The following is a 15,473-nucleotide window of genomic DNA, read 5'->3' on the forward strand; positions in this document are numbered from 1 at the left end:
AAGGCTACGCGACGGCTCCAGGGCCCGGACTCTCAGCTCCCGCCCGCGGGTCCGATGGTGCTCACGAGCAGGTCCCGGAAGCGGTCGAGGTCCTCGGTGCTGTCGAACGCGCGGCCAGGCAGCGGGTGGAAGCCGCGAGATCCGGTGCGCAAGACAAAGTTCCGCTCCGTCTCGGCCCAGCCGGTCAGCTCAGCCAGCTGGATGTCGCTGTACGCGGTGCCGTCCGCGGTCATCATCCGGATGGTGTGACCATCGACATCGGCGGTGACCGTCCGACCCGCGATCGGGTCGCGGCGGAACGCCAGCCACACGTCGAGGGCGGGCAGCATGGCGATGACCAGCGCGCTCGCCAGGCCGAACACCGCGGGTCCGGTTTGTCCGATGAGGAACAGCACGACCGAGCCGACCGCGAGCGCCAGCGCGAACCACCGGCTCCAGCGGGCGAACGGCACGGTGGCCCGGATCCCGTCGGCCCAGTCCGCGGGTTCGGGATCCCATCGCAGTCTCATCAACACCCGGACCAATTTACGACACCCGTCCGGTGCACTATTGCCCCCATGAGCAAGTCCGCAAGGTCCACGGGGATGAAGAGGATGGCTGAGAGTTCGACGGCCACCAACCTCGAACTCTTCTTCGACCTGGTCTTCGTCTTCGCGTTGACCCAGGTCACCGCGTTCATGGCCCAGGAACCGACCTGGTCAGGCCTGGGCCGCGGCGCGCTGCTGCTGGCCGTGGTCTGGTGGTGCTGGGTCGGCTACTCGTGGTTGTCCAATCTGGTCCAGGCCGACGAGGGGCTGGCCCGAACGGCGATGCTCGTGGCGATGGGCGCCATGTTCGGCGTCGCCATCGCCATCCCGGAGTCGTTCGCGGACCTGCCCGGCGGGCTGCACGGGCCGACCGTGTTCGCCTTCGGCTACCTGCTGGTCCGGCTGGTGCACCTGTGGCTGTTCTGGATCGTCGCGCACGGCGACGCGGCTCTGCGCGCCCAGCTCGTCCGCTTCGGCGCGACCATGGCGGGCGGCACGGTCCTGCTGCTCATCGCCGCGCACACCTCGGGCACCGCGCAGGCGCTGCTGTGGGTCGCCGCGATCGTGGCCGACTACGGCGGCACCGTCGCCATCGGCGTGCGCGGGTGGCGCATCGAGTCGGCCAAGCACTTCGCCGAGCGGCACGGGCTGATCCTGCTCATCGCGCTTGGCGAGTCGATCGTGGCCATCGGTGTCGGGGTCAATCTGCTGCCGATCTCGCTGCCGATCGTCATCGCCGCCGCGCTGGGGCTGACCGTGTCGGCCTGCCTGTGGTGGGCCTACTTCGACACCCACGCGCACCTGTCCGAGCACGCCCTGCACGAGGCGGCGGGTGAGGAGCGCACGCGGATGGGCCGCAGCGCGTTCAGCTACCTGCACCTGCCGATGGTCGTCGGCATCGTGATGCTCGCGCTGGGGATGAAGAAGGTCCTCAACTACGTTGCGGGCGACAGCGGGCACACGCTGTCCGATCCGCTCTACGGCCCGCCGCTGTGGGCGATGTTCGGCGGTACGGCGCTGTATTTGCTGGCTCAGGCCGCGGTGTCGTGGCGGTGCAACCGGATGATCAAGACCCACCGGATCGCGCTCGGGGCGCTGCTCGTGGCGGTGGTACCGCTGATGGCGCTGCTGCCCGCCCTGGTCTCGCTGGCGGTTCTGGCGGCGCTGCTGGTGGCACTGATCGTGTACGAATGGGTCAAGTACCGCGAACAGCGCGCCGAGATCCGCGCCGGGCACTGACCTGGAGCGGCTCCATGTCGACCAACCCGGCGATTCTGCGTAGCGTCGGGGTGTGACCGTCCCCGCTCTGTCTTCGAAAGAGTTTCCCCGCACCGCCGGTGCCCTGCGCGCCGCCGGGCACGAGCCAAAGGGCGTCAAGGCCGAGATCCGCGACAACCTGCTCGCCGCGCTGCGGGCGGGCCGCGACCCGTGGCCGGGCATCGTCGGTTTCGGCCAGACCGTGCTGCCCCAGCTCGAACGCGCGCTGTTGGCGGCTCATGACATTGTCCTGCTCGGCGAACGCGGCCAGGGCAAGACCCGGCTGCTGCGCACCCTCGTCGGCCTGCTCGACGAGTGGACCCCGGTCATCGAGGGCGCCGAACTCGGTGAGCACCCGCTGGCCCCGATCACCCCGGCCTCGATCCGCCGCGCCGCCGAGTTGGGCGACGACCTGCCGGTCACGTGGCGCCACCGCGACGAGCGCTACACCGAGAAGCTGGCCACCCCCGACACCTCCGTCGGCGACCTGATCGGCGACGTCGACCCGGTCAAGGTCGCCCAGGGCCGCACCCTCGGCGACCCCGAGACCATCCACTTCGGACTCGTCCCGCGCGCCCACCGGGGCATCGTGGCGGTCAACGAGCTGCCCGACCTTGCCGAGCGGATCCAGGTCGCGCTGCTCAACGTCATGGAGGAGCGCGACATCCAGGTCCGCGGCTACACACTGCGGCTGCCGCTGGACGTGCTGCTGGTGGCCACGGCCAACCCAGAGGACTACACCAACCGCGGCCGGATCATCACCCCGCTCAAGGACCGGTTCGGCGCCGAGGTCCGCACCCACTACCCGACCACCGTCGCCGATGAGGTGGCCATGGTCCGCCAGGAGGCGCACCTGGTGGCCGAGGTGGGCGACCCGCTGCTGGAGGTGCTGGCCCGATTCGTGCGCAACCTGCGCGACTCCAGTGCCATCGACCAGCGCTCGGGGGTGTCGGCCCGCTTCGCCGTCGCCGCGGCCGAGACGGTGGCGGCCGCCGCGCTGCGCCGGTCGGCCCTGATCGGCGAGGAGCCCGCGGTGGCCCGGCCGATCGACCTGGACTCGGTGCCGGACGTGCTGCGCGGCAAGCTGGAGTTCGAGTCCGGCGAGGAAGGCCGCGAGACCGAACACCTCACCCACCTGCTGCGCCGCGCGGTCGCCGAGACCGCCCGCGACCGCTTCGCCGGACTCGACCTGCGGCCGCTGGTCGACGTCATCGCCGACGGCACGCTGGTGGCCACGGGGGAGCGGGTGCCGGGCGCGGAGGTGCTCGCCGCGCTGCCGGAGCTGCCGCTGCTGCACGAGGTCGCGGGCCGGGTGGACGTGCGGCCAGACGACAGCCCCGGCCGGATCGCCTCGGCGGTCGAGCTGGCCCTGGAATACCTGTTCCTGACGCGGAAGGTCGCCAAGGACGCCACCGCGGGCGCGGCGGTGTATGGGCCATGACCCGCGGATTCCACTATGGACCGTGGCACGATGGCCCGGATCCACTGGCGCCGCCGGTCGACCTGCGCGAGGCCCTCGAACAGCTCGGCCGCGACGTCATGGACGGCTCGTCGCCCCGGTCCGCCCTCGAGGAGCTACTGCGCCGGGGCACTGGTGACACCGCGGGCCTCGACGAGCTGACCCGCAGGCTCTGGGAGCGCCGCGCCCGCATCCAGCGCCGCCACAACCTCGACGGCACACTGAGCGAGGTCCGCGCCCTGCTCGACGAGGCGCTGGCGGCCGAGCGGACGGCGCTGTTCCCCGATCCGTCCGACGACGCCCGCTTCCGCGAGACCCAGCTTGACGCGCTGCCCCCGGGGACGGCGGCGGCCGTGCGCGAACTGGCCGACTACGACTGGCGGTCCGAGCAGGCTCGTCAGGCGTATCAGCGCATCCGCGACAAGCTCGGCCAAGAGCTGATGGAGTCGCGGTTCCAGGGGATGAAACAGGCGCTCAGCGACGTCACTCCGGAGGACGCCGAACGCATCCGCCGGATGATCGCCGACCTGAACGACCTGCTGCTGTCGCACCTGCGCGGCGAGGACACGACCGACAAGTTCGACCGCTTCATGGCCGCCCACGGCGACTTCTTCCCCGAGAACCCGCGCACCGTCGAAGAACTGATCGACGCGCTGGCCGCCCGAGCCGCCGCCGCCCAGCGCATGATGAACTCGATGAGCGCCCAGCAGCGCGCCGAGCTGTCCGAGTTGATGGCCGCCGCCTTCGGCGACCCGCGCCTCGCCGACCAAGTGTCCACATTGGATGCCAACCTGCGCGCGCTGCGTCCGGGGGAGGACTGGACGTCGTCGGCCCGCTTCCGCGGCCAAGACCCGCTCGGCCTCGGCGAGGGCGCGCAGGCGATGGCCGACCTGGCCGAGTTGGACGCCTTGGCCGAACAGCTGGCCCAGTCCTATCCGGGTGCCCGCCTGGAGGACATCGACTTGGAGGCCCTGTCCCGCCAACTCGGCGACGACGCAGGCGTCGACGCCCGCCGCCTGTCCGAGCTGGAGCGCGAACTGCGCGACCAGGGCCTGCTGGAACGTGCGGCTGACGGCTCACTCCACTTGTCCCCCAAGGCTTTGCGTCGCCTGGGCGAGACAGCACTGTCCGATGTGATCGGAACCCTGCGGTCGCGTCGGGGAGAACGTGACACCGCCCGCGCGGGCGCGGCCGGAGAACCCACCGGTGCCTCCCGCCCGTGGACGTTCGGCGACTCGGAACCCTGGGAGGTCTCCCGCACCGTCCGCAACGCCGTGCTGCGGACGGCGTCGACCGGCGGGGATGTCCGGATCGATGTGTCGGACGTCGAGGTCATCGAGACCGAGCAACGCGCGCGAGCGGCGATCGCACTGTGCGTCGACACGTCGTGGTCGATGGTCCAGGACGGCCGCTGGGTCCCGATGAAGCGAACGGCGCTCGCGCTGCACCACCTCGTGAGCACCCGCTTCCGCTCGGATGAGCTCCAGCTGATCACCTTCGGTCGCCACGCGTCCACAGTGGACATCGATGAGCTGACGGCGATGGAGGGGGTGTGGGAACAGGGCACGAACCTGCACCACGCGCTCCTGCTCGCGGGCAGACACCTGCGCCGCAACCCGGACGCGAACCCGGTGGTCCTGGTGGTGACCGATGGCGAGCCCACGGCACACCTGGAACCCGACGGCCACGCCGAGTTCATGTACCCCACAACCCCCCGGACGCTGTCCAAGACCCTGACGGAAGTCGACGCACTGGCCAAACTGGGCGCATCGGTAACGGTCTTCATGCTGGGCGAGGACGAGAACCTCGCCAAGTTCGTCGACATGATCGCGAGGCGCGGCCGGGGTCGGGTGATCCATCCGGACCTGGACGGGCTGGGAGCGGCGGTGGTGGGGGACTACCTAGGCAACAGGAAACCTCGCCACTAGGGCCTGGGGCGACCACGAGGCCTCAGGAATGCGGAGCGTGCCGCCATCAGGGTTCTTGGAATCCCGCACCCGGACATCCGTGGCGAAGGCGATCTCGACGCAGTTGGCTTCGTTCGGTTCGCTGAAGCTCGACTTCCGCCACACTGCGTGCACCCTGTTTCAGCTCCGTTCGAAATCGGCCGCCATCCTGGTCAGGAAGTTCACCGTATCGGCGGACCCCAGCGCGAACCCCATCAGGGTAGCAGTCAGATCTTCGAACTTCTTGATGCGATCAGGCGCATCGATGAACCCCGCCACGCCGAAGTGCTCGACGTAGACGATAGGTGACTGGCTCGCGAATCCCATCCACAAATACGGGCCGGGGTTGGGGTGAGTCCCGTGCCGGAACGGGATGACATGAATGCGGATGTGTGGCAGCTGTGCCCGGCCGATCAGCCAATTGATCTGCTGGACCATGACTTCGGGTCCGCCGCACGGGCGCCGAAGCGCCGCCTCATCGATGATCGCGGTGTAGTGGGGCGCGGCAAGTTTGGCCAGGATCTGTTGCCGGTCGAGCCGTGCCTCAACCTTCGCGTCTTGCTCCGCGCCGAAGACGCCTGCGGCTGCGTGAAGGGCCCTGATGTAGGCGGGCGTCTGCAGCAGCCCAGGGATCAGGCTCGGGGAGAACTCGAGTAGCGTCCTCGCCTGCGACTCGAAGCCCGCCAAGACGGGCAGCAGCCGGGGAAGGCGGTCGCCGGTTTCCAGCCACTCGTTGGCGTCCAGGTTCTCCGCCAACTCAAGGATTCTCTGTCGGTCTGGCCCGGTTATCCCGTAGAGGGCCAATAGGCCAGCCACATCAGTGGCAGGTGCGACACGGTTTGCCTTCTCCGTGCGATTTACGGTCGATGGCGATGTGCCGATTCCTTTGGCCGCTTGCTTTGTCGTCTTGCCCGTGTGGACCCGAGCCGCCGCCAACTCCATGCCCAAGGCCCGCATCCGGGCGGGCTGCCGATTGCTGATCATGTCCCAATGAGACCCTCAACCCCCGCGACCCGCAACCCGCACAATCGGCTGACGCGTTTCAGGTGACGAAACGGCCGTAACACCTGATACCGGCTCACCGACCCACCTTGGCAGGGATCCTTGACGACTACCTGATCTCCTTGACCCTGCCCGCGCCCGACACCCGCTGCGCGTGATCCACTACAGCGAGCAGACGCGCCATTCGCCGTCCTCTTGGATCAGTGGGAACGTCCGCCGGTCCACCCCGCCGGTGCTCATGTCGGTGGCCAGGACGGTGAACGTCGGCCGGTCGGACTCTCCGTCCACACTCTCCAGGGTGAGCCGGAAGCCGCCCGCCAGGAACACCTGATCCGTGCGGTTCTTGTCCGACGCGCACGTCACCCCCGCCAACGCCTTGGTGTCCTGGACGTTCACCGCGTCCACGAACACCCGCGCCGTCCTGATCGGACTCACCGGCTCTTCGCGGAAGAACAGCACGCTCCCGACGACCACACCGGCCGCCAGCACGAGCGCCACCGCGCCTGCGAGCAGTTTGCGTCGGTCGATCCGACTCGCCGCGCCTGCCACCGCGGACGTGCCGGTCACCGCGGGGATCCTCTGGCTCGGCCAGCTCGCGTCCGGCGGCGGGACCCGGCGTTCGTTGAACTCGCGGCCGTCGTGGCGGACCAGGGTCGTCCACGCCTGGCCGTCCCAGTACCGGCGCTCGACGCGGCCTTCCGGGTCCGGGCGCCAGCCGGGGGCGAGCATCTTCTCCAGTTCCTCCGCGACCCCGGGCGCCACGTCCGAGCGGCCGCGCAGTTGGGCCAGCAGGCTCCACACCGCGGCTTGTTCGGACTGGTCGCGCATGCGTTGGCGCAGCTCGGCCAGCATGGCGTGCTGCTCGGCGCGTTCGATCGAGGGCTGGTCCAGCAGCTCGAAGTACGCGTCGAGATACGGCACCAGCGGCGGGCGGGGCAGCGGATCGGGCAGGTGCGGCGCGGGCGGGAGGCTGAGCAGGGCCATGCGCAGCGCGCGGGCCCGGTCGGCGCCCGCGACCACGGGGTCGAACACCTCGGTGTCGACCAGCTCGGCCGGGACCGCCATCGGGTGTGCCCGCACCGTCAGCACCGGCCTGCGCAGCTGCCGGGCGTAGCGCACCGACGCCATGCAGCCGGGCGAGCGCAGCGAGTCGGGGGAGAGCACGAAGATCACCGCGTCGCAGCGCTGGATTCGCCGCAGGACGCCGTCCCACCAGGTCGGACCGGTCGACACGCCGCGGTCGAACGCGACCTGGTTGCCCATGCCCGCCAGGTCGGCCCGCAGCTTCGCCGCGAGGTCCCGCTCCGGCTCAGCGTGGCTGACGAACACCTGCATGACTACTCCGCCCACCGCGCGTCAGCGCCCAGAGAGCGCCTTACTGATGTCGCACACCCGCCACTCGCCGTTCTCGTCGGCGAGTGGGATGTTCAATGTTACCGACGAGTTGCCAGTGGTGCGGGCGGCCAGGATGGTGAACCTCGGATCGGCACCGTCGATGTTGACGCTCTCCAGCGTGACATTGGCGGTGTCGAAGAACGCGCCGTAGAGGTGGCTGTTCTCCTTGAGGTCCCGCGCGCAGACATAACGCTGCATCGCTTTGTCGTCTCGGGTGTTGACCGCGTCGACGAAGTTGCGGGCGATCCGGGTCGCGGCCTCGGGGTCGGCCGAGGAGCTGCCGAACACTAGCAGCCCGCCCGTCACCCCTCCGGCCGCCGCGACGACCGCCCCGGCCACCACCCACGGCAGCACCCGGCGCTTGGCCTTGACCGCCACCGCGGCGGGCTCGCGGCGCACGGGGGCGGAGGGCATGACCAGCTCGTCGGTCTTCTCGCCGCGCGGGCGCGGCGGGTTGACCTGCGGCGGCTTGCTCCGGTCGTTGAACTCCTGTCCGTTCTGCACGACCAGCGTCGTCCACACCTGGCCGTCCCAGTAGCGGGCCTCGAACCGCTCGTGCGGGTCGGGCTGCCAGCCGGGGGCGAGCACCTGCTCGATCTCGTCGGCCACCTGGCGGGTCAGCCCCGGCCTGCCGCGCAGCCGCACCAGCAGGTCCCAGACGTCGGCGCGCTCCTGCTCGTCGCCCAGTCGCACCTTCAGCGCGGCGAGCAGCTCGACCTGGTCCGCGTCGGCGATCTCGTCGGCGTCGATGCGGTCGAGGTAGGCGTTGAGATAGGAGGTGGGGATCTCGGGTTCGGCGGGCATGCGCTGCGGCAGCGGTTTGGCCATCGGCAGCGCGTTGAACGCCTTGAGCAGGGCGATCGCGGTCTCGGCCGACCGGTCGGAGTAGTCGACCAGCCCGGCGGTCAGCCCATCGGGGATCTCGGACTTGGGCACGCGGCGGACCACCACGGGCAGCACGGGCCGCTTGAGGGCCTCGGCGTAGCGCAGCTCGGCCAGACAGGCCTTGGAGCGGACCGAGTCGGGGGAGATGGCGAAGACGAAGACCACGCAGCCGCGCACGTGGGCCAGGACGTCGTCCCACCAGTCCTGTCCGCCGTGGCTTTCCCGGTCGAACCAGACGTAGTGGCCGAGTCGTTCGAAGTCCGCGCGCAGTTGCGAGATCGATGCTTGGTCGCGTCGGGCGTAGCTGATGAATACATGCATCGGGGGGTCTCACGTTCACTGGCTGTGATGCGGAAGTGCACGCACGCTATTTGTGTAATTGTTCGACGGACAGGGACCAAAGGCCCTAGCGCCCCGCTGATCGCTTCGGTCCGTCGCAGACATATCGCAGGCCGGAGGCGGTTGTGACAACAGTGTGTGATTTTTGCGCCGAGGTGACACAAATATGTCTCACATTGCAATGTAACCGTTGGTAACGACCGGAGCGTCGCGGTCTGTGACCACCCACCATGACGTACCGTTGGTACGCCAATGGAGGTCGAAGTGACTGATGAACGTGGCGACGACGCGGTCGCCGAACTGCGCAAGCAGCTGCGCGGGACCCTGCCCGCGAGCGTCGAGGAGCTCGACGCCGACGCTCTTTGGGACCTGGCGGGGGCCGTGCGCACCGCGCGCAGGCGCCAGACCGAGCATCTGATGCAGGCAACCGAGGCCTCCCTGAGCCACGTGCCGCGGTTGATCCGGCCGGTCGTGCGGAAGGTGATCGGGCTGTGACCGCCGCCACCGAGATCGCCAAGCTGGCCCGCCTCCTCGGCGACCAGCCGGAGCGGTTCGCCTACCTCGCCGACCTGCCGGTGTCCGACCTGCGCGTGCTGCGGGAGAAGGCCACCGACGTGCTCTTCGACGCCAACCGTGCCGTCTTCGAGCGCATCGCGGCGGCCAGCAAGCTGGTCCCGACCGGGGTGACGGCCGCGGTGGCGCAGAAGGCGTTCGGACCGCTGCTGTGCGCGCGGGTCGCGGGGGTCCTGGAGCCCGAGCGCGCCATCGACATCGCGGGCAGGCTCCCGGTCGACTTCCTGGCCGACGTCGCCGCCGAACTCGACCCCCGCCGCGCCGCGGGCGTGCTCGCCGCCCTGCCCGCGGGCCCGGTCGTCGCGGTCGGCACCGAACTGGCCCGCCGCGGCGACTACGTGACGATGGGCCGCTTCATCGGCGAACTCCCGGCGTCGGCGCTCAAGGCGACGGTCGAGGCCCTCGACACCGAGGCGATCCTGCGCACGGCCGCGTTCAGTGAGGTCGAGGACCGCTTCGCCGAGATCTTCGCGATGATCCCCGACGCCAAGGTCGCCGAGGTCGCCCGCGTCTTCGCCGAGGCGTCCGACGAACTGGGCGAGGCAGTGCTGCCGGTGCTGAGGAACCTGGACAAGGCAGGCCTGACCAGGCTCGCCGCCGAAGTGCGGCAGCACTCGCCCGAGCAGCGGGCCCACTTCGCCGCGATCGCTGAGCGAGTTGGAGTGCTCGACAGACTCGGACCCCTCGCCGAGGCGCTAAACGGTTAAGCGGTGGCGGCGTCGGGTTCGCGGATCACGCGGGCCCGCACGGCCCGCAGCACCCGCTGGTCGACGGTCGCGCAGTCCACCGACAGCCAGTCGCCGATGTCGCGGACGAACTGGTCGGGCACCATCGCGCTGACGCCGAGTCCTGGCGTGTCGTCAGCGGTCAGCCGGCCCCGCCGGTTGGGGTAGAGCAGCAGCACCCCGCGAACGTCCACGTCGGGCAGGTGGTCCTGGAATGCGGCGACGGCGGCGAACAGGTTCGTCGTGCCGCCGCGGAACGGGTGCTCGTTGCGCCAGATCGAACCGTCCTCGTCGATCTCGTAGTGGCCGGGCAGCCACAGTTTCGACTCGACCAGCACCAGCCTGTGTCCACAGAGGACGGCATGGTCGATGTCGGCGAACACCGAACCCGGCCGCGACAGCCCGTGGAACACCCGCGCGCCGGGGAGCCGGGCCAGGTAGTTGACCAGCAGCTCGGCGGTCAGCCGCTCGCCGACCGGCTCCTCGTCGGCCTCGCCGAACACCGTCCGCTCGCCGAACTCGGCCAGGGCCGCCTTGTGTCCGCGCGCGGCGGTCACATAGGCGCGCAGCAGGACCGCTGTCGCCGCCAGCGCGCCGACCAAGAGCGTCAACCACGTCACCAGCACGGGTGTCGACAGTGGCGGCAGCAGCAGCGGGATGGCCAGCAGCGCACCCCCGACGAGCGCGGCCGCCGCGGGCGCGTGGCCCGGCGTCCGCACATACCCGATCCGCGGCTGGTGCTTGGTCAGGTGCCACCACGACAGCGATGACGGCGGCAGGTCGCACCCGCGCGGGGTATACGCGGGCTCGTCGCGGTACATCCGCCTGCGCGCCCGCGGCCGCGGCGACTCCGGCGCCGCCGCGGGCTCGCCAAGGTCGTACTCGGCCCGCTTGCGCGAGTCGACCAGCGTCTCGTACGCGGCCTTCAACAGCCGGAACGTCCCCGCCGTGCCACCCGCGTCGGGGTGCATGACCTTCGCCAGCGCCCGATACGCCGACTTGATCTCCCCAACCGACGCGTCCCTGCGGACGCCGAGTAGCTCGTAGTAGTCGACCTCTGCCACAGGGCGATCCTTTCAGACCGCCCCGGCAGCGGCGTTCGTGGCGTGCCGAATCAGCTCGTGATGTCCTTCGTCCGGAAGCGGCGCGAGGCCAGGAAGAAGAACACCCCCGCGTAGACCACCGCGGAGAACGCGCCCTTGGTCATGTTCGACCAGTCGATGTCGGTGGAGATCAGGTCCGACCAGGCGAACGAGAAGTGCGTCGGCAGGTAGTCGCGGATGTTCCCGAGCGCGGTGATCTGGTCGAGGATCTGGGACAGGATCGAGACCAGGACCGCGCCGCCGACCGCGCCGAGGGGGGCGTCGGTGGTGACCGACAGGAACAGGGCCAGGCCGGCCACCCACAGCAGGTTGATCGAGATATAGATGACCGCGAACACCATCGCCAGCAGCGAGTCCTCAAAGGACACCGCGTCGCCCATCGGGCTGACCGCCTCGCCGGTGCCGTAGAAGACGATGCCGACCACCAGCGAAACCGCGGGCAGCAGCACCAGACACAGCAGCGACAGCAGACCCGACGAGATCGCCTTCTGCCGCAGCAACCGGTGCCGTGGGACCGGCATCGACATCAGGTACTTCAGGCTCGACCACGACGCCTCGGACGCCACCGTGTCGCCGAAGAACAGCGCGACGATCATCGGGAGCAGGAAGCCGCCGGTGGCGAACAGGACGAACACGACGAAGTTCGGCGCCGACGCGGTGGCCAGGTCGACGAACCCGCCGGACCGGTTGGCGTTGGACGACGTGCCGAACTCGAAGGCCGCCCACAGCAGGAACGGCAGCAGCACCAGGAACCCGATGAGGAACTGCGTGCGCCTGCGCCGGAGCTGGCGGACCAGCTCCACGCGCAGCGGCAGGGTGCGGCGGGAGGTGAAGCCCTCGACGGCGCCGTCGGCACCGAACGACGTGGACTCCAGTCCGGCCGCCACCTCCATGTCGTCGATCGCGCCAGGGTCGGTGTGGACCGTGCTGACCGTCTCCCGACCGCTCACCACCACAGGCCCTTCCTTATGGCCGTTATCCGTCATCGGGTCACCTCGCGCGCTCGGTCGCGTTCCAAACACTGTGACATTGATTCGCTCGCGAGCTCGCTCATGACCCATCTCCGACCAGCTGAAGGAACGCGTCTTCGAGTCTGCGGCGCGGACCGGCCTGTTCGACCGCGACCCCCGCCTTGACCAGCACGGTCAGCGCCGCCGAGCGGGGCAGGCCGTCGAGGTCGGCGTGTACGAGGTCGCCCTCGATGGTGACCGCGTTGACCCCGGTGACCCCGCGCAGCGCCTCGGACGCCGACGCCGGGTCGTCGACCCGGAAGGTGGCCTCGCCGCCGCCCGCGACGATCTCGTCGACCGCGCCGGAGGCGACCAGCTTGCCGCGGTGCATGACGACCACGTGGTCGCAAGTCTGCTCGACCTCGGCCAGCAGGTGGCTCGACACCAGCACCGTGCGCCCGGTGGACGCGTAGCGGCGCAGCACCTCGCGCATCTGGTGGATCTGCGGCGGGTCGAGTCCGTTGGTCGGCTCGTCCAACACCATCAGGTCCGGGAAGCCGAGCATCGCCTGGGCGATGGCCAGCCGCTGCCGCATGCCCTGGCTGTAGGTGCGGACCTTGCGGTCGACCGCCCCGCCCAGGCCCGCGATCTCCAGCGCCTCACCGAAGTGGGCCCGCTCCAGCGGGCGCCCGGTGGCCGCCCAGTACAGCTCCAGGTTGGCCCGGCCGGACAGGTGCGGCAGGAAGCCCGCCCCCTCGACGAACGAGCCGATCCGCGAAAGCACCGGGGCGCCGGGGTAGATCTTGTGGCCGAACACCCGGATGTGGCCGCCGCTGGGCGAGATCAGGCCCATCAGCATCCGCAGGGTCGTGGTCTTGCCCGCGCCGTTGGGCCCGAGCAGGCCAAGGACCTGGCCGCGCTCGACCCGGAACGACAGCGAGTCGACCGCCTTGAGGCCGCCCGGGTAGGACTTCGACAGGTTCTCGATCACCAGCGGCACGTCGGTCAGCTCGGCGTCGACGTCGTCCTCACGCCGTCTGCGGATCGCGCCGACGATGGCGGCGAGCACGCCGAGCCCGAGCACGATCGCGATCCCGATCAGCGGCCCGGACGGGGGCGCGGTGCTCGACCGCGCGCCGGGCACCACCGGCACCGCCAGCTGTGGGTCGGCCATCTCGATCTTGTAAGCGGCGGGCTGCGCGGGCGTCGCGTAGGCCTGGTCGGTCGTGCTGACCACCAGCTCGATCCGGTGGTCGGTCTCGATCGGACGGACGATGCCGGGCAGCGACACCGTCACCTCGACCGGCGTGCCGTCGGCGGGGAGGTTCGGCACCCGGAAGGCCGACACCGCCGACCCCGGCAGCGTGCGGATCCCGTCCGGGCCGACGTCGTAGAGCTTGGCGAACAGCACCGCGCCGTCGGGCGCGGGGAGGTTCGGCATGGTCGAGACCCGCAGCTTGGCCGTGCTCGCGCCCGCGATCAGCAACTGCTGCGACAGCGGCGCGCTGGCGAACCGGGCGGACTGGCCGGGCAGGTCGATCGACACCCGGCCGGACAGCCGCGACGAGCCGCTGATGACCGCGCCGAGGCCGGGCATGCTGCTGATCGAGGCCGGATTGCCGCCGGGCGGGTTGACCACGGTCTGCGGCTCGCCGTTGACCGCGATCCGCCGCCGCTCGGTGCTCGCGTCGCCGCCGAGCCCCGGGTAGGCCGCCGCGGTCACGGTGCGCACCGACGGCGCCCCCTGTGCCCGCAGCGCGCCCTGGACGGCGTACTCGAACGGGGTGCCCGGGTCGGTGCCGCGCCCGCGCAGGTGGAAGTCGAACCAGTCGGCGATCTCGGCGCGCAGGTCCTTGCCTGGCCTGCCGCCGTCGTGGCCGCCGGTGAACCAGACGAGCTTGACCTTGCCGCCCGCCGCGCTGATCTGCCGGGCGCTGGCGTCGGACTGGTCGAGGCCGAACAGGGTGTCCTGCTCGCCCTGCACCAGCATCGTCGGCTGGGTGATCTTGTCGGCGACGGAGGCGGGGGAGACCGACTTGAGCAGGTCGATGGTCTGCTGGTTGGCCCGCCCGGTGGTCGCGACCTGCGCGTATGCCCGACACACCGCCTCGACGAACCGCCCGCACGGGTTGCCGTCACCCTGGATCCGGGGCCCGCGCTCGCTCGCCCCGGTGTCGATCGGGGCGGCGCCCGGCACCGCGCCGCTTTCGCGGTCCTCGTCGGTGCCCGCCTCGGTGGCCTCGGTGGTGGGGTTGGCCAGCCCGGCCGCGCCCATGCCCGCGGCGAAGAAGATGCCCGCCCAGGACCGCTTGAACACCCCGTCGGCAGCGAAGGCGTTGGCCGACGGCGAGCCCGCGACCGCGCCGGTGGTGGCCGAGTTCGGCAGCAGCGCCTGGCTCAGGTCGTTGTAGGTCATCACTGGGGCCAGCGCGTCGACCCGCTTGTCGGTGCCCGCGAGCAGCAGCGACAGCGCGCCGCCGTAGGACCCGCCGGTCACCCCGACCCTGGGGTCGTCGGCGCCGTCGAGCTGCACCTCGGGGCGCTTGGCCAGCCAGTCGACCAGACCGCGGGCGTCGGCGACCTCCGCGTCCGGGGAGTTCAGCGCGATCTGGCCGCCGCTGCGGCCGAACCCGCGCGCCGACCAGGCCAGCACCACGAATCCGCGCTGGGCCAGCTCGCGGGCGTCGGAGTCGACGCTCTGCTTGCTGCCGCCGAACCCGTGGGCGACCAGCACCGCCGGGGCGGGGGTCTGTTCTGGCAGGTAGAGGGTGGTGTCGAGAGACACAGCGGCGACGCCCGCCTGGGCGGACGGCAGGTCGACCATGGCGTCGCTGGTGCGGACGGCGGGTGGTTCGTCCGTCCGATTCAGCCAGACAACGCCTGCGACGGCGACGGCGACGACCAGAACGGCGGTGATCGCCTGGCGCGGCCGGATTCGGGGAAGACTGGGCACGTCAGAACCGTATTGGACCCAACCTGAGAACGCTCCCAGCAGCCTATTGACCAGCGGATGCGCGCATCCAGCCGTCACCTAAGGGGACCGTGACGGCAGCCGACCACGGTTGCCCACCTATCGCAGCCTGGACCCTGGTAGGCGACCCGGCCTAAGAATTCCGGGGAGGCGGGACAGCGGGACTGTGACGTACACCAATGGGTGGAACAGGGGGCCCGTCTGGTGCGTTTGACCTGGACAGGGAAGAATCGACCCACAGCAAGTGTCGGAGGGGAGTATTCCTTCGCACCGGTCTCGTCAGCACGGATCCCTCGGGATCCCGGGGCCGGTGGTCGATCCAGCCGCAAGTCGGCGGATCG

13 protein-coding genes are annotated in these 15,473 nt (G+C 70.4%); 5 read left to right on the forward strand and 8 right to left on the reverse strand.

The annotated features are described in order from the left end of the window. Positions 1-32: 32 nt before the first annotated feature. Positions 33-509, reverse strand: coding sequence for a YcxB family protein (locus BN1701_RS05850; RefSeq protein ID WP_054046216.1), 477 nt, complete (start codon positions 507-509; stop codon positions 33-35). Positions 510-593: 84 nt separating this feature from the next. Here BN1701_RS05850 and BN1701_RS05855 point away from each other — a divergent pair, with 84 nt between their 5' ends. From BN1701_RS05855 to BN1701_RS05865, 3 genes are read left to right on the forward strand one after another with little or no spacing between them, the layout of a single operon-like run. Further along, positions 594-1,766, forward strand: a complete 1,173-nt coding sequence (locus tag BN1701_RS05855; RefSeq protein WP_082859670.1) for a low temperature requirement protein A — start codon at positions 594-596, stop codon at positions 1,764-1,766. Positions 1,767-1,818: 52 nt separating this feature from the next. Further along, on the forward strand, positions 1,819-3,225 hold the full coding sequence (locus BN1701_RS05860; protein WP_231949499.1) for an ATP-binding protein: 1,407 nt from the start codon (positions 1,819-1,821) through the stop codon (positions 3,223-3,225). Then, positions 3,222-5,171 (forward strand): VWA domain-containing protein, encoded by a 1,950-nt coding sequence (locus tag BN1701_RS05865; RefSeq protein WP_054046220.1) that lies wholly within the window; start codon positions 3,222-3,224, stop codon positions 5,169-5,171. Before BN1701_RS05860 ends, BN1701_RS05865 begins: the two co-directional genes overlap by 4 nt. Here the strand turns inward: BN1701_RS05865 and BN1701_RS33970 are convergent. The 4 genes from BN1701_RS33970 to BN1701_RS05880 all read right to left on the reverse strand — a co-directional run bounded on the left by BN1701_RS33970 (position 5,145) and on the right by BN1701_RS05880 (position 8,792). Next, positions 5,145-5,324, reverse strand: a complete 180-nt coding sequence (locus BN1701_RS33970; protein WP_172803193.1) for a DUF397 domain-containing protein — start codon at positions 5,322-5,324, stop codon at positions 5,145-5,147. The two genes, BN1701_RS05865 and BN1701_RS33970, sit on opposite strands and share 27 nt — an antisense overlap. A gap of 6 nt (positions 5,325-5,330) precedes the next feature. Continuing rightward, complete coding sequence (locus tag BN1701_RS05870) at positions 5,331-6,173, reverse strand: helix-turn-helix transcriptional regulator (RefSeq protein WP_082859671.1); 843 nt, start codon at positions 6,171-6,173, stop codon at positions 5,331-5,333. Between the two features lie 180 nt (positions 6,174-6,353). After that, a complete protein-coding gene (locus tag BN1701_RS05875; protein ID WP_054046225.1) occupies positions 6,354-7,526 on the reverse strand; it encodes a TIR domain-containing protein in 1,173 nt (390 codons plus the stop codon). A gap of 21 nt (positions 7,527-7,547) precedes the next feature. Beyond that, on the reverse strand, positions 7,548-8,792 hold the full coding sequence (locus BN1701_RS05880; RefSeq protein WP_054046227.1) for a toll/interleukin-1 receptor domain-containing protein: 1,245 nt from the start codon (positions 8,790-8,792) through the stop codon (positions 7,548-7,550). A 282-nt stretch (positions 8,793-9,074) separates the two neighbouring features. On the opposite strand from BN1701_RS05880, the gene BN1701_RS05885 reads away from it, so the two are divergent. Both BN1701_RS05885 and BN1701_RS05890 read left to right on the forward strand, forming a co-directional pair. Next, positions 9,075-9,305 carry a hypothetical protein gene (locus BN1701_RS05885; protein ID WP_231949500.1) on the forward strand — a complete coding sequence of 77 codons (231 nt, stop codon included), beginning with the start codon at positions 9,075-9,077 and terminating at the stop codon, positions 9,303-9,305. Continuing rightward, a complete protein-coding gene (locus tag BN1701_RS05890) occupies positions 9,302-10,090 on the forward strand; it encodes a hypothetical protein (protein WP_067520553.1) in 789 nt (262 codons plus the stop codon). Before BN1701_RS05885 ends, BN1701_RS05890 begins: the two co-directional genes overlap by 4 nt. Here the strand turns inward: BN1701_RS05890 and BN1701_RS05895 are convergent. The 3 genes from BN1701_RS05895 to BN1701_RS05905 form a co-directional block, all read right to left on the reverse strand. Next, entirely contained in the window at positions 10,087-11,172 is a 1,086-nt protein-coding gene (locus BN1701_RS05895) for a DnaJ domain-containing protein (protein ID WP_054046230.1), read from the reverse strand. The two genes, BN1701_RS05890 and BN1701_RS05895, sit on opposite strands and share 4 nt — an antisense overlap. Positions 11,173-11,222: 50 nt before the next feature. Then, positions 11,223-12,104, reverse strand: coding sequence for an ABC transporter permease (locus BN1701_RS05900; protein WP_054055655.1), 882 nt, complete (start codon positions 12,102-12,104; stop codon positions 11,223-11,225). Between the two features lie 157 nt (positions 12,105-12,261). Next, positions 12,262-15,114: a CocE/NonD family hydrolase gene (locus tag BN1701_RS05905; protein WP_054046233.1), complete on the reverse strand. Its 2,853-nt coding sequence runs from the start codon at positions 15,112-15,114 to the stop codon at positions 12,262-12,264. Positions 15,115-15,473 lie beyond the last annotated feature (359 nt).

It is taken from the genome of Alloactinosynnema sp. L-07, assembly GCF_900070365.1.
Classification (GTDB): domain Bacteria; phylum Actinomycetota; class Actinomycetes; order Mycobacteriales; family Pseudonocardiaceae; genus Actinokineospora.